This is a genomic window from Glycomyces sp. NPDC050141 (genome assembly GCF_055586545.1).
The window spans coordinates 13,758-27,695 of sequence record NZ_JBVJHZ010000014.1; the positions used below are offsets into that span (position 1 = coordinate 13,758).

At 70.5% G+C, this 13,938-nt stretch carries 11 protein-coding genes; 6 read left to right on the forward strand and 5 right to left on the reverse strand.

The genetic code is table 11. The features are described 5' to 3' along the window. Nucleotides 1-44 precede the first annotated feature (44 nt). Nucleotides 45-2,480, forward strand: a complete 2,436-nt coding sequence (locus ACZ60M_RS10825; RefSeq protein ID WP_465416908.1) for a glycoside hydrolase family 2 protein — start codon at nucleotides 45-47, stop codon at nucleotides 2,478-2,480. Nucleotides 2,481-2,783: 303 nt separating this feature from the next. Here ACZ60M_RS10825 and ACZ60M_RS10830 read toward each other — a convergent pair whose 3' ends face one another. Both ACZ60M_RS10830 and ACZ60M_RS10835 read right to left on the reverse strand, forming a co-directional pair. After that, nucleotides 2,784-3,470, reverse strand: coding sequence for a hypothetical protein (locus ACZ60M_RS10830; RefSeq protein ID WP_465416910.1), 687 nt, complete (start codon nucleotides 3,468-3,470; stop codon nucleotides 2,784-2,786). Nucleotides 3,471-3,508: 38 nt separating this feature from the next. Continuing rightward, nucleotides 3,509-4,552 (reverse strand): LacI family DNA-binding transcriptional regulator, encoded by a 1,044-nt coding sequence (locus ACZ60M_RS10835; protein ID WP_465416912.1) that lies wholly within the window; start codon nucleotides 4,550-4,552, stop codon nucleotides 3,509-3,511. A 196-nt stretch (nucleotides 4,553-4,748) separates the two neighbouring features. Between ACZ60M_RS10835 and ACZ60M_RS10840 the strand changes: the two genes are divergently transcribed. The 3 genes from ACZ60M_RS10840 to ACZ60M_RS10850 all read left to right on the forward strand — a co-directional run bounded on the left by ACZ60M_RS10840 (nucleotide 4,749) and on the right by ACZ60M_RS10850 (nucleotide 8,152). Next, nucleotides 4,749-5,654 carry an alpha/beta hydrolase family protein gene (locus ACZ60M_RS10840; protein ID WP_465416914.1) on the forward strand — a complete coding sequence of 302 codons (906 nt, stop codon included), beginning with the start codon at nucleotides 4,749-4,751 and terminating at the stop codon, nucleotides 5,652-5,654. A gap of 8 nt (nucleotides 5,655-5,662) precedes the next feature. Next, nucleotides 5,663-7,282 (forward strand): glycoside hydrolase family 43 protein, encoded by a 1,620-nt coding sequence (locus ACZ60M_RS10845; protein WP_465416916.1) that lies wholly within the window; start codon nucleotides 5,663-5,665, stop codon nucleotides 7,280-7,282. A 126-nt stretch (nucleotides 7,283-7,408) separates the two neighbouring features. Next, nucleotides 7,409-8,152: an alpha/beta hydrolase family protein gene (locus ACZ60M_RS10850; RefSeq protein WP_465416917.1), complete on the forward strand. Its 744-nt coding sequence runs from the start codon at nucleotides 7,409-7,411 to the stop codon at nucleotides 8,150-8,152. A 137-nt stretch (nucleotides 8,153-8,289) separates the two neighbouring features. Here ACZ60M_RS10850 and ACZ60M_RS10855 read toward each other — a convergent pair whose 3' ends face one another. Next, on the reverse strand, nucleotides 8,290-8,685 hold the full coding sequence (locus ACZ60M_RS10855; protein ID WP_465417067.1) for a RidA family protein: 396 nt from the start codon (nucleotides 8,683-8,685) through the stop codon (nucleotides 8,290-8,292). 110 nt (nucleotides 8,686-8,795) lie between these two features. Between ACZ60M_RS10855 and ACZ60M_RS10860 the strand changes: the two genes are divergently transcribed. Then, on the forward strand, nucleotides 8,796-9,758 hold the full coding sequence (locus ACZ60M_RS10860) for a helix-turn-helix transcriptional regulator (protein ID WP_465416919.1): 963 nt from the start codon (nucleotides 8,796-8,798) through the stop codon (nucleotides 9,756-9,758). Here the strand turns inward: ACZ60M_RS10860 and ACZ60M_RS10865 are convergent. Both ACZ60M_RS10865 and ACZ60M_RS10870 read right to left on the reverse strand, forming a co-directional pair. Next, nucleotides 9,755-10,732: an NAD-dependent epimerase/dehydratase family protein gene (locus tag ACZ60M_RS10865; RefSeq protein ID WP_465416921.1), complete on the reverse strand. Its 978-nt coding sequence runs from the start codon at nucleotides 10,730-10,732 to the stop codon at nucleotides 9,755-9,757. The two genes, ACZ60M_RS10860 and ACZ60M_RS10865, sit on opposite strands and share 4 nt — an antisense overlap. A 78-nt stretch (nucleotides 10,733-10,810) precedes the next feature. Next, on the reverse strand, nucleotides 10,811-11,998 hold the full coding sequence (locus ACZ60M_RS10870; protein ID WP_465416923.1) for an ROK family protein: 1,188 nt from the start codon (nucleotides 11,996-11,998) through the stop codon (nucleotides 10,811-10,813). Nucleotides 11,999-12,242: 244 nt separating this feature from the next. Between ACZ60M_RS10870 and ACZ60M_RS10875 the strand changes: the two genes are divergently transcribed. Further along, nucleotides 12,243-13,916 carry an ABC transporter substrate-binding protein gene (locus ACZ60M_RS10875; protein ID WP_465416925.1) on the forward strand — a complete coding sequence of 558 codons (1,674 nt, stop codon included), beginning with the start codon at nucleotides 12,243-12,245 and terminating at the stop codon, nucleotides 13,914-13,916. Nucleotides 13,917-13,938: the final 22 nt, after the last annotated feature.

Sequence of the window (13,938 nt, forward strand, 5' to 3'; positions counted from 1 at the left end):
CGGGCGGCCCGCCACCCCACCCAGCCCAGAAAGGCACCCACCGCATGATCCGCGAACAGCGCTTCATCAACCACGACTGGACCTTCGCGTACGGCGAACACCCCGGAGCCGAACTGGCGCAACCGGAAGCGGGCTGGTTCGATGTCGGCCTGCCGCACACCTTCGACCTCCCCGACTTCCGAGAACAGCACTTCTACGTCGGCCACGGCTGCTACCGGCGCACCCTCGAGATCAGTCCGGAATGGATCGGCCGGTGGATCGCCCTCGAATTCATGGGCGTCTTCCAGACCTGCGAGGTCTACGTCAACGGCCGCCTCGCGGTCCGCCACGAAGGCGGCTACACCCCCTTCACCGCCGACCTCTCCAACCTCGTCAAAGCCGGCGAGAACGACGTCTTCATCCGCGTCGACAACAAGTGGAACGCCCGCCTCGCCCCCCGCGCGGGCGACTACAGCTTCAACGGTGGCATCCACCGCGACGTCAGCCTCATCGTCGCCGACCAGGTCCGCATCGACTGGTACGGCATCAGTGTCACCACCCCCGAGGCCGGCGCCGACCACGCGAGCGTCGCCGCCGCCGTCACCGTCGTCAACGACGAGCGCCGCCCCGTCACCGCCGCAGTCGCCGCCGTCATCGCCGACCCCGCCCGGCACCCGGTCGCGCGCATCGAGACCGTCTACGTCACGATCCCCGCCCGCTCCACTGTGGTCGTCGACCTCGAAGCGGGCATTGAGGACCCCCTCCTGTGGCACCCCGACCACCCCCACCGCTACAGCCTCACCGCCTCGGTAGCCGTCGACGGCATCGCCCGCGACACCCAGACCACCCGCTTCGGCGTCCGCTGGTTCGAGTTCACCGCCGACAGAGGCTTCTTCCTCAACGGCGAACACCTGGACCTCCACGGCGCCAACGTCCACCAGAACCACGGCGGCTGGGGCGACGCCGTCACCCGCGCCGGCATCCACCGCGACATCAAGCTCATCAAGGACCTGGGGATGAACATCATCCGCGGCTCCCACTACCCCCACCACCCCTACTTCGCCGAGGAATGCGACCGCCAAGGCGTCCTCTTCTGGTCCGAACTCCACTTCTGGGGCATGGGCGGCGAGAGCGTCGAAGGCTACTGGTTCGCCTCCGCCTACCCCGTGGTCGAGGCCGACGAGGCCGACTTCGAGGAGAGCCTGCGCCGGGCCCTGCGCGAAATGGTCCACACCCAGCGCAACCACCCCAGCATCATCACGTGGAGCATCGGCAACGAGGCGTTCTTCAGCGACGAGCACGTAATGGACAAGGCGCGGGCGCTCACCGTCGAGCTCGTGGCGCTGGCGAAGGCGCTGGACCCGTCCCGCCCGATCGCGGTGGGCGGCGTGCAGCGCGGAGGCTTCGATGTGCTCGGCGACATCGCCGGGTACAACGGGGACGGGGCCGAGCTCTTCCACGATCCGGGTATTCCCAACCTCGTCTCGGAATACCACGGCGTGCAAGGGCGCGGCCCCGGTACGTACGAAGTGCAGTGGGAGCACGGCGTCGAGGCCGACTACCCGTGGCGCTCGGGCAAGATCCTGTGGTGCGGCTTCCACTACAAGTCCATTGCGGAGGGTGCGGGTCTGCAGGGGGTCGTGAACTACTTCCGGCTGCCCCGCCGCTCGTACTGGTGGTACCGCAAGCAGCTGCGCGGCATCGAGCCGCCGGTGTTCCCCGAGCCCGGTCGGGCGGTCGCGCTGCGGCTCCGTGCGGACGCGGAGCGGATGCCCACCGACGGCACGGGCGACGTGCAGCTGATCGTCGAGATGCTCGACGAGCACGGGAACCACGTGCTCGACGACCGGCCGGTCACGTTGACGGTGGTCGAGGGCGAGGGGCTGTTCCCTTCGGGCCGTTCGATCACGCTCTCGCCGGAGACGGACAGCGTCTCGGACGGTGCGGGCGCGATCGAGTTCCGCTCGTATGTGCCTGGCCCGCAGCGCATCCGGGCCCGCTCCGAGGGCCTGGCGGACGCCGAGGTCACGGTGATCGCGGAAGGCGAGGAGCGGCCTGCGCGGACGCGGCCGTTCCGCCACGCCGAGCCTGCACCGTCGGTGATGTTCGCGCCTGAAGGCAGCGGCATGACCTCGCTGGTCCAGTACCGCCCAGTCGCGGTGAGCAGCGCCGAGCCGGGGTACGAGGGCGGCCACGCGACGCTCTCGGGCACCGGCCGGTTCTGGCGGGCCGCGACCCGCGAGCCGGGGGAGTGGATCTCCGCGAACCTGGAGTTCGAGTACGACATCAAGCAGGTCGAGATCGCGTTCGCCGAGCCCGCCGCGCACCCGTGGGTGCTGGAGTCCAGCGGCGACGGCCGCGAGTTCACGGTGCTGCACGAGGGCGCTCCGGACGCGGACACGCTGTTCACGGTCGTGGAGTTCGCGAAGCACCCCGCGCGGTACGTGCGGATCTCCTTCCCCGACAAGCCGATCGACGTGGAAGAGATCCGCGTCCACTAGACCTCTGGTGCTGGACGCCGTCACCGGTGTAGATCGCCACCCCGGCAGTTTCCGCAGATGTTGAGATATATATCGAACTCGATGTTTACCTGAAGAAGAAACCCGCCATGCACCGCTCATCGGCAGTCGACGACGACCGCCGCCACTACGACGGCCGCGTGTGGGTCGCGCAGTGGCGGGCGAACAACCAAGGTAAGCGCCTGTTTGGCGGGCACGGTCTCACCCTGTTAAGGGTTCAGGGGCGGCACCCGCACGGGCGCCGCCCCTGAACCCGTTCTCCGAAGTGCTCCTTGCCGGGTCCGCTCAGGGGCGCACCGGCTCCCAGGGGACCGGGGCGCTGAAGCCCGCGCCGAGGAGGCGGGACAGGTTCCAGTAGTCGTCGTCCACGGGTTCGTGGTCGGCGAGGAGCATGCCGGCGGGCGGGAACGCCCGGCCGGGGCGCAGTTGCGCGATCGCGACGAGGTTGCCGCGATCGGCTCCGTCGCCGTCCATTGCGGCCAGTGCGGCGCGCAGCGCCGGTCGGAAGGTGCCCTCCTCCCACAGCCCTTCGATCTCGTCGAGCTCCACGGTGACGAACCGCCCGGGTGCGGCGGCGACGGCCTGCCGAAGCATCGCGGCGTGGTCGTCAAGGGGCCCTTCGGCTTCGAAGAGCCGGTTGAGCACGGGGAGGGCGGCGTCGAGCTGGGCGAGCGCGCGGTCCTTGGCGGCGAGGGGCGCGACGGCTTCGACGACCTCGTCCTCGTCCTCCTCGTCGGTCTCGGTGAACTCGCCGGTGGCCTCGTCGAACTCGTAGAAGACGGCGTCCGGGTCGGCCTCGATCAGGATGGTCTGCGTCCGGAGGTCCGCCGGGCGGAACAGGGCGAGCCACAGGAGCGGGACGCAGCGCACGTCGTAGGCGACGACACCGGTGTCTGGTTCGAAGGCCTCCACTGTGGTGGAGGGGTAGAGGGAGTCCTGATCGGTGGTGCAGAGGTACGAGGAGTTCGGCATGGCCGCAGCCTATCGGGCGCCGCTGACGCCGCGCGGGTTCAGCGGGCGGGCGGGGCGGTGCTGGCGCGCAGGATGAGTTCGGTGGCGATCTCGACGCGGCGCTTGGCCGGGGTGCGGCCCGCCGCGAGGTCGAGGAGGGTCGCGGCGGCGGTGGCGGCCATGTCGCGCAGCGGCTGGCGGACCGAGGTGAGCGGCGGGATCATCCACTTCGCCTTCGGCAGGTCGTCGAAGCCGACGACGCTGAGGTCGTGGGGCACGCGCAGGCCCAGTTCGGCGGCGGCGTGGTAGACGCCGAGCGCCGAGCCGTCGTTGCACGCGAAGATCGCCGTGGGCGGGTCGGGGAGGCGCAGGAGGACGCGGGCGTGGTCGCGGCCGTCCTCGATCTGGAATTCGCCCAGGCAGACCAGCGCCGGGTCGACGGGGACCCCGGCGAGGTCCATCGCGGCGCGGAAGCCGTCGAGGCGGGCGCGGCCCGCGAGGACCCGTTCGGGCCCGGTGATGACGGCGATGCGGCGGTGCCCGAGTTCGAGGAGGTGCCTGGTGGCCTCGAGGCCGCCGTTCCAGTTGCTGGTGCCCACGGACGGGTCGTCGTGGCCGGGCTCGCCGGTGGGGTCGACGGCGACGATCGGGATGTCCCTGGCGCGCAGGCGCTCGCGCTGCTCCTCGGTGACGCCGCAGAAGACGGGGATGACGCCGACGGGGCGGCGGGCCAGGACGTCCTCGACCCAGCCGCGGCCGGGGATGTGGCTGCCGCCGAGCTCGGAGACGACGACGCCGAGGCCGTTCGCTTTAGCGACGGCGCTGACGCCGTTGATGACCTCGACCGGGTAGAGACCGCGGACCTCGTGGAAGACCACCTCGATGAGCGGGGCGGGGCGGGAGGGGCGCTTCTGGCGGCGGTACCCGTGCTCGCGGATGAGCGCTTCGACGGCCTCGCGGGTCTCGGGGGCGACGTCGAGGCGGCCGTTGACGACCTTGGAGACGGTCGCGACGGAGACGCCGGCGTGCTCGGCGAGCTGCGCGATCGTGAACGGGCCGACCTGTGGGGCGGGGTCGGCGGCGGTGTCGGGGGAGGAGGTCATCCGTGGAGTCTAGCTGCGGTTGCGTCGATAGTTTCGCGACGATACCGGTTCCACACTTGACAGGGATCGAGAGTTATCGATAACTTGTACTCGGAAGTTTCGATTTATGGAGCGAAACTTTCGGGCATCACGGGACGGTCGGCGCCGCTGAGCGATACCGAACCGGCCGTCCCTCCACCCACCCCGAAGGAAACCCATGCAGCGCAGGACCGTCCTGAACCTCACCGCCGCCGCGACCGCCACCGTCGCGGCGGGCCTGATCGCCCCGGCCCCGGCCACCGCCCGGCACGCACCCGCCAAGCGGTTCGCGATCGGCTGGCGCGAGTTCGCGTGGAGCCGCGGCACCCGCCGCCTCACCACCCGGATCTTCTACCCGGCCGCCGGCGCCCCCGGCGGGGAGCCCGTGAAGGACGCCCCGCTCGCGCCCGGGAAGTTCCCCGTCTGCGAGTTCAGCCACGGCCTCGGCGGCAACCCCGAGAGCTACGGCGTCATCAGCCGGCCCCTCGTCGAGGCGGGGTTCATCGTCCCCTCGCCCGTGTTCCCCACGACCACGACCGGGGCCGAAGGCAACATCGGCGACGTCTACAACGGCAACCAGTCCAAAGACGTCTCCGAAGTCCTCTCCCGCACCCTCGCCCTCGACGAGAAGGGCTCCGGCGACCCGTTCGAGGGCCGGATGCACCTGCGCAACGGCGTCGGCGCCGCCGGACACTCCCTGGGCGGCATGACCACCCACGGGCTCCTCACCGCCTGGCCCGACCCCCGCGTCACCGCCGCGATCCCGTTCGCCTGCGTCGACATGGGCGACCCGGACGGATCGGTCAGCGCCAAGACCCTGTTCGTCCACGGCGACCTCGACCCGATCTGCAAGTACCCGCTCGCCCGCCAGGCCTACAGCGAACTGGCGTCCCCGAAGGCCTTCATGACCCACACCGGCCAGGGCCACGACGAGTTCATCTGGAACGGACCCACCTACCCCCAGACCGTCGCCACCACCATCGACTGGATGCGCTGGGCCCTGTACGGCGACGACGCCGCCCGCGACCGCCTCGCGACCGACGCCTCCGGCGGCGGCATCGCCTGGGAAGCCGACCTCGGCTGAGGAGCACCATGAACTGGATCGACCACGCCCTCAAATACGAAGCCACCCGCCGCCGCCTGTTCGCCACAGGCGCGGGCCTAGCCGCCGGAGCCTCCTTGTTCTCCCCCTACGCGACCGGCGAAGCCGCAGCGCAGCAGACCACGTACGCGAACCCCGTCGTATGGCAGGACTTCGCCGACGTCGAGGTCGTCCGCGTCGGCGACGTCTTCTACATGACCGCCTCGACCATGCACTACTCCCCGGGCGCGCCGGTCCTGCGCTCCTGGGACCTCGTCAACTGGGAATTCATCGGCCACTCCGTGCCCCGGCTCGACTTCGGCGCGAAGTACGACCTCAACGGCGGCCGCGGCTACGTGCGCGGCATCTGGGCCTCGACGCTCGCCCACCGCCCCAGCGAGAACCGCTTCTACTGGCTCGGGCAGATCGACTTCGCCAAGTCCTATATCTACACCGCGACCAACGCGGCCGGGCCCTGGACCCGCCACGCGGAACTGCCCCGCGCCTACTACGACGCCGGGATGCTCGTCGACACCGACAACACCATGTACGTCGCCTACGGCAACACCCAGATCTCGGTCGCCCAGCTCTCCGCCGACGGCAGGACCGAGGTCCGCAACCAGCAGGTGTTCACCACGCCATCGAACATCGGCACCCTCGAAGGCGCCCGCTTCTACAAGATCAACGGCTCCTACTACATCTTCCTCACCCGCCCCGCCAACGGGCAGTACATTCTCAAATCCTCGTCCCCTTGGGGCCCTTATCAACTCCGGCAGGTCCTGCTCGACATGCCCGGCCCGATCCCCGGCGGCGGCGTCCCCCACCAGGGCGGCCTCGTCTCCACGCCCGGCGGCGCCTGGTACTACATGGCCTTTGTGGACGCCTTCCCTGGCGGCCGCATGCCCGCCCTCGCGCCGATCGACTGGACCCCGGACGGCTGGCCGCAAGTGCGCACGGTGAACGGCGCCTGGGGGCAGACCTACCCGTTCCCGAACCTCCCGCCGCGCCCGGTCGCCCCGCTCACCGGCGCGGACACGTTCACCACCGCCGCGCTCGCGCCCAAGTGGGAGTGGAACCACAACCCCGACAACACGAAATGGACCACCGGCTCGGGCCTCCGGCTCCAGACCGCCACGGTCACCGGCGACCTCTACGCGGCCCGCAACACCCTCACCCACCGCATCCAGGGCCCCGGTTCCACCGCCACCGTCGAACTCGACCTCGCGTCCATGAGGGACGGCGACCGCACCGGCCTGGCGATGCTCCGCGACTCCTCGGCGTGGATCGGCGTGCGGCGCGACAACGGCGTCCTGCGCACGGTCATGTGGGACGGGCTGACCATGGACGCCAACTGGAACACCACCAGTACCGGCACGCAGCGGGCGAGCGCCGACCTGCGCGGCACCCGGGTCTGGCTGCGCGCCAAGGCCGACATCCGCCCGGGCGCGGGCCGCCAGACCCAGTTCTCCTACAGCACCGACGGGTGGAACTTCGCGCCGCTCGGGCCCGCGTTCACGCTCAACAGCAACTGGACGTTCTTCATGGGCTACCGCTTCGCGGTCTTCAACCACGCCACACAGGCCCTCGGCGGCGCGGTCACGGTGCGGCGCTTCGAAGTCGCCGCCTCTTGAGTCCAACCCTCATGCCGGGCCTGGGCGAAACGTTTTCTCTCCGACATTCGCCCAGGCCCGGCCCACACTCCGGGAGTCCATGCCGCCGCCGGAGCGAAACGTTTTCCAAGTGTTAGGTTGCCTCGCATGGAACCCCTGAACTTTCGACACGAAGGCCGAACCATTCGCGGCACCCTCCACCTGCCGGAGCAGACCGGTGCCCCCGCCGTCGTGCTGTGCCACGGCTTCTCGGGCAACCGCACCGAGTTCGGCCACACCTTCGTGCGCCTCGGCAGGCGCCTCGCCGAGCGCGGCATCGCCGCCTACCGCTTCGACTTCGCCGGAGGCGGCGACTCCGACGGCGAGTACGGCGACATCACCGTCTCCGACCAGGTCTCGCAGGCCCTCGCCGCCCTCGACGCGGTCGCCGCGCAGCCCGGCGTCGACCCCGACCGGCTCTCGCTCCTCGGCATGAGCCTCGGCGGCCTCACCGCCTCGCTCGCGGCCGCGAAGCGCGAACTCCGGTCCCTCGCCCTGTGGGCCCCGGCCGCCGTCGCGGTCGACCAGGAGGTCACCCGCATCCGCCAGGCCACGATCGCCGAACACGGCTACGAGGACTTCGGCGGCACCCCGATCTTCAAGCGCTACGCCGACGACGCCGAGACCATCGACCCGTTCGCCGACGCCGCGGGCCACACCGGCCCCGTGCTCCTCGCCGTCGGCAGCGAAGACCACCTCTTCGGCCCCGACGTCTTCGACGGCTACGACGACCTCTACGGCGACCGGCTCGAGAAGCACGTGCTCGAAGGCGTCGGCCACGGCTTCGAAACCGTCCCCGCCCGAGAGCACCTCCTCGAACTCACCGAGGCGTTCCTTCTGCGCCACGCGTAAGCACGTCCTCGCGCCGGGCGCCGCCAGCGGCGGTGCGGGCATAGGGCATGCCCCTTCCCACCCGCATCCACCTCCGACCACCGGTGTAAATAAGACGACTCTCCCACAGGGGTCCGACACCCGGCGCGAGGCGATCGCTAGGCGACGGCCGTGGCCTCCAGTTCGACCAGTTGGCCCGGCACTGCCAGCCGGGCCACGCCGAGCATCGTGGTCGCCGGGGCCGCACCAGCCGCGCCGAGGCGGGCCGCGAGGACGCCGTAATGCGGGAACAGCTCGTCCACGTCCGTCGTGTAGACGTTGAGCCGCACCAGGTCCGCCAGCGACATCCCGGCCGCGCCGAGCACCGCCTCCACGTTGTCGAGGCTCAGCGCGAGCTGCGCGGCCATGTCGCCCTCATGCTGCGGCTTGCCGTCGGCGTCCATCGCCGTCTGCCCCGAGCAGTACAGGGTCCGGGTCGCACCCGAAACCAGCTCGCCCTGGTTGAAGCCCAGCTCGACCGACCACTGCACGGGGTTGACCGCGATTCGTTCCATCGTCACTTCGGTTCCATTCCTTGCGTACCGGACGGCCCATTACCGCCCTGAGGAAGAGCCTCGCAGCGAATCACGACATCTAGTGTCAGGTATTCCAGTACAGTTTCCGCATGCGCGCCGACCGACTGGTCTCACTCGTCCTCCTGCTGCGCCAGCGCGGCCGCATGACCGCCGACGCGTTGGCCGCCGAGCTGGAGGTCTCCACCCGCACCGTGCTGCGCGACATCGAAGCGCTCTCGACGGCGGGCGTCCCGGTCTACGCCGAACGCGGCCGACACGGCGGCTTCGAGCTCCTGCCCGGCTTCCGAACCGAGCTCACCGGTCTCAACCATGAAGAGGCCCTTGCCCTCCTGACGGCCGGGTCGGGTCGGGGCGACCAGGCGTTCGGACTCGAATCGGCACTCGCCTCGGCGATGCGGAAAGTCGTCGACGCCCTGCCCGCGAGCTACCAGGCCACCGTGGGGGACGCGGTCAGCCGGTTCCTCGTGGAACCTGAGACCGACCTGCTCTCGCGCAGGTCCGGGACCGAACATGTCACCGAACCGGTGATGCACGAGGTCCGGCGCGCGGTCCTCGCCGGGCAGCGAATCCGCCTCCACTACGCGGCGGCGGGGGAGGACCCGGAATGGCGCACAGTGGACCCGATCGGCCTGGTCACCGTGCGGGACAAGGCCTATATGCTCGCCACCCGGGACGGCGCGGACCGCACCTACCGCCTCTCGCGCTGCCTCGCGGCCGAGACACTGCCCGAGCCCGCCGAGCGTCCGGACAAAGTGGACCTCGACAGGATCTGGCAGGAGCGGTGCGCCCGGTTCCTCGCCGACGGGCATCTCCACGTCCACGTCCGGGTCGATCCGGCCCGCCGCGAAGACCTCCTGAACACGGCGGTCGCCGTGCGCGCCGAAGCCCCTGAGCCTGACGGGCGGCTGCGCCTCGAGGTCACCTACCAGGACGCCGAGCACGCCGAGTGGGCGCTGTGGCAGCTCGGCACGGACGCGGAAGCCCTCGCGCCGCAGTCATTGCGCGACGCGCTGCGCGAACGCGCCGCCGCGTTCGTCGTCCGCTACCGCTAGACCTGGAGCGGGTTCGGGGTCTCAAGCTCGCCGTTGTCGAGGAGCCAGCGCAGGGATTCGAGGACGGCCGCTTCGGGCTCGTACGCGGGGGCGTACCCCAGCAGGGTCTTGGCCTTCTCGATGGTGAAGCACTGGCTGCGGTCGAGGTGGCCCCAGGAGGCGTCGGCGTGGCCGTCGCCGACGGCCGCGCGGAACTCGTCCCAGGTCACGGTCTCGAGGGTCGCGGTCTGGTCGAACCATGCGGCGGCGATGTCCGCGTAGCCGCGCACGCTGAGGGCGGTGGGGGCGACGATGTTGAAGTCCTCGCCCGCGGCCGCGTCGCGGTTCTCGACGGCGAGTTCGAAGGCCTGGGCGAGGTCGTCGGCGTGGACGTGGTGCATCATCTCGGTGCCGCTGCCGGGCACCTGGAGCGGCCGCCCGCTCGCGATGGTCGACCACACGGCGGGGTCGAGGTTGCCGAGCGGGCCGATCGGGTGCCAGCCGGGCCCGACGATGTGGCCGGGGTGGATCGTGGTGGTGACGAGCCCGCCGGAAGCGGTCTCGGCCTTGAGCATCCGCGCGATGCGGTCCTTCTCGATCCCGTACGTGTCGAGCGGCGCTTCGGCCGAGTCCGAGCCCTCGGCGATCGGCAGCTTGCGGCTCTTGCCGTAGCGCCAGATGGAGCCGCAGTGGACGAGGTGGGCGACGCGGCCGCGCAGGGCCTCGACGAGCGCGGTCGCGGATTCGAGGGTGAAGCAGACGAGGTCGACCACGGCGTCGGGTTCGAGGGCGAGCACGGTCTCGCCGAAGGTGCCGTCGGCGTCCTGGCGCTCGCGGTCGGCGACGACCTGCCGAACGTGCTTCCATTCGGGCGCTTCGGTGTAGGCGCTGCTGGTGCCGCGGCTGATATTGACGACCTCGTGGCCGCCGCGCACGAGGCGGGGGACGAGGTAGGTGCCGATGTGGCCGGAGCCGCCGATGACGACGATCTTCATGGTGGTGCCCCCTTGAGTTCGCGACGCGCCGAAGTGTACCGGTACACGGGCCGGGTCGCCGCGGCCCCGCGCGATACGTCAGGCCGCCGACCCCTCGCGGTCGCGGAGCCCTGAGGATTCGAGGAAGTTGCGCAGGACCATGGCGGCGCCGCCGATGGCGGGGGCCTGGGAGACGTCGTCGGCGAGTTCGACGCGGACGCTGTGGACCTGCCGCATGAACACGGAGCGGTCGAGCACTTCCTGGATCGCGTCCCGGTAGCGCGGGCCGAGGTCGGCGAAGGCGCGCCCGGCGAGCACGACGCGGCCGACGTCGAACATGTTCACGAGTGAGACGGTGCCGACGGCGAGCATCTGCGCCGAGGCGTCGATGAGCGCGGCCGCTTCGGCGTCGTCGGCGAGGGCGGCCCGGCCGATGCGCATGAACGCGTCCAGCTGGTCGCCCTCGAGGTCGAGCCGCCCGGCCAGCCCGGGATGCTGCTTCGCGTTGCGCACCACCGCGTTCGGGCCGCCCACGATCTCGAGGCAGCCGCGGTTGCCGCAGCCGCAGGTCTCGCCGAGGGCGTCGACGGAGATGTGCCCGAGTTCGACGCCGTTGGAGGTCACGCCCCGGTAGGGGAACCCGTCGAGGATGACGCCGGAGCCGATGCCGCCGGACATGAACACGACCGCGAAGCTCGAGGCGGCGCTGCCTTGGGCCTGGACGCCGAGCCCGGCGGCGGTCGCGTCGTTCTCGATCCGCACCGGCAGGCCGGTGGCGGCCGCGAGCTCGGCCGCGAGCGGGTAACCGCGCCAGGCGGGGGCGGGGTAGTCGGTGAGGAGCAGGCCCGCGTCGCGGTCCTGCGGGCCGTGCGTGGCCAGGCCGATGCCGAGCACGCTGTCGCGCGGGACGCCCGAGTCCTCCAGGAGCGCTTCGATCCTCGCGGCGTAGTCGACCAGGACCGCGCCGGGGTCGCGGTCGCCGGAGCCGGGCATGGCCGTCTGCGCGACCACGCGCCCGGCGAGGTCGACGACGACGCCGAGCGCCGTGTACCGGTCGAACTGGAGGCCCACCATGTGCCGGGCGTCGGGCTGGAGTTCGAGCAGGCGCCGGGGCGTGCCCCGGGACGAGCGGGCGGTGCCGACCTCGTGGACCATGCCGAGCGCGATGAGCCGCCGCACGGCGTGGGTCATGGTCGCCTGCGTCAGACCGGTGGCCTCGGCGAGCTCCACGCGGCTGACGGTGGTGCGCTCGCGGACGAGGTCGAGCACCACGGCAAGCGTGGACATGCGCGTGTCCGAGCCGAACGCCCTCAAAGCGACCTCCTGAGCCTGGGTCCCTTCCAAGACCGATCCGCACCACCATACTGGCTCCCCGTGACCGGGCCTATCCGGTTTGGGGCGGATGGTGAAGCGGGACGAAACTTCTTCTTGACACGTTTAATTTAACGCGTTAATAATGAGCGCGGCGCCCGGAGCGGACGCCACCCCTCCCGTCCCGTGGAATCCCCTCCACGGTCCTGAAAGGACAACGATGTCTCCCAACCTCAGAAGGCGCAGCGCCGCGGCGCTGCTCGCGGGTGCCGCCGCGCTCGGCCTGCTCGCCACCGGCTGCTCCTCGGGCGGCTCCTCCGGTGGCGACACCTCCACGCTGATCGCCTACACCGGCCAGGCCGGCGACTACCAGATCAACTTCAACCCCTTCTCGCCCTCGCGGATCGGCGCGCTCGGCACGATCTACGAGCCGCTGTTCTTCAACAACAAGGCCGAGGTCTCCGATCCGGTGCCGCTGCTGGGCACCGAGTCGTCCTGGAACGAGGACGGCACCGTCCTCTCGGTGACCCTCCGCGAGGACGTGCAGTGGAGCGACGGCGAGGCGTTCACCGCCGATGACGTCGCCTTCACGTTCAACATGCTCAAGGCCAACCCCGCCATCAACACCGGCGGCTACGACGGCGAGGTCGCGGCCGTCGACGACACCCACGTCACCCTCACCTTCGCCGAGCCCTCGTTCGTGCGCGGACCCGACCTCCTCAACACGGCGATCGTCCCCGAGCACCTGTGGAAGGACGTCAACCCGGCCGAGGACGTCATGGAGAAGCCCGTCGGCACCGGCGCGTGGCTCCTCGACGACTTCAAGCCGCAGGCGTTCACGTACAAGGCCAACCCCGACTACTGGGGCGGCGAGCCCGCAGTGAAGCAGATCCGCTTCCTCGCGCTCTCGGGCAACCAGGCCGGGGCCGACGCGATCGCCGCGGGCACCATCGACTGGCAGACCGGCCCGATCCCGGACATCCAGAACACCAACAAGAACTTCCCGAACTACGACATGTACTCGCAGGCGCAGAACCAGATGGTCCTCTCCACCTGCTCGAGCGCCGAGATGGGATGCGAAGGGCCGCAGACCGACCCGGCCGTGCGCCAGGCGCTCTACTACGCGATGGACCGCGCGCAGATCAACAGCCTCGCGTTCATGGACACCGCCAGCGACATGTCGCCGACGTTCGCGCTGACCCCGAGCCAGGACTCCTTCGTCGCGGCCTCGGTCGCCGAGAAGACCGTGCCGCTTGACCCCGACACCGCCAAGGCCGCCGAGCTCCTCGAAGCCGCCGGCTGGGCCAAGGGCGACGACGGGATCTACGCCAAGGGCGGCGAGCGCCTGTCGCTCACCATCGAGGTCGTCACGGGCTGGACCGACTACATCACCGCCGTCGACACCATCACCTCGCAGGCGGCCGCGGCCGGGATCGAGATCAAGGCCGCGCAGTCCTCCTGGAACGAGTGGACGGACAAGAAGGGCAAGGGCAACTTCCAGCTCGCCATCGACTCGCTGTGGCAGGGCCCGATCGCCGACCCGTACTACCTCTACAACTACTTCTTCGACTCCACCTCGGGCGCGAAGGTCGGCGAGGCCGCGGGCAACAACTACTCGCGCTACGCCAACCCCGTGGTCGACGAGGCGATCCAGGCGCTCGTGCAGCTGCCGCTGGACGACACCGCCGCCCGGCAGCCGTACTTCGACACCATCCAGGCCGAGATCGTGCGCGACATGCCGTACATCCCGATCCTCACGGGCGGTACGACGAGCGTGTGGAACACCGCGAAGTTCACCGGCTGGCCCTCCGACGACGACCTGTACGCCTTCCCGGCGGTCTGGTCGGCGATGGACGCCGCCGAGATCTTCAAGCACCTCGAGCCGAAGGGGTAGCGGGGCCGTCGCCCCCGAAGGA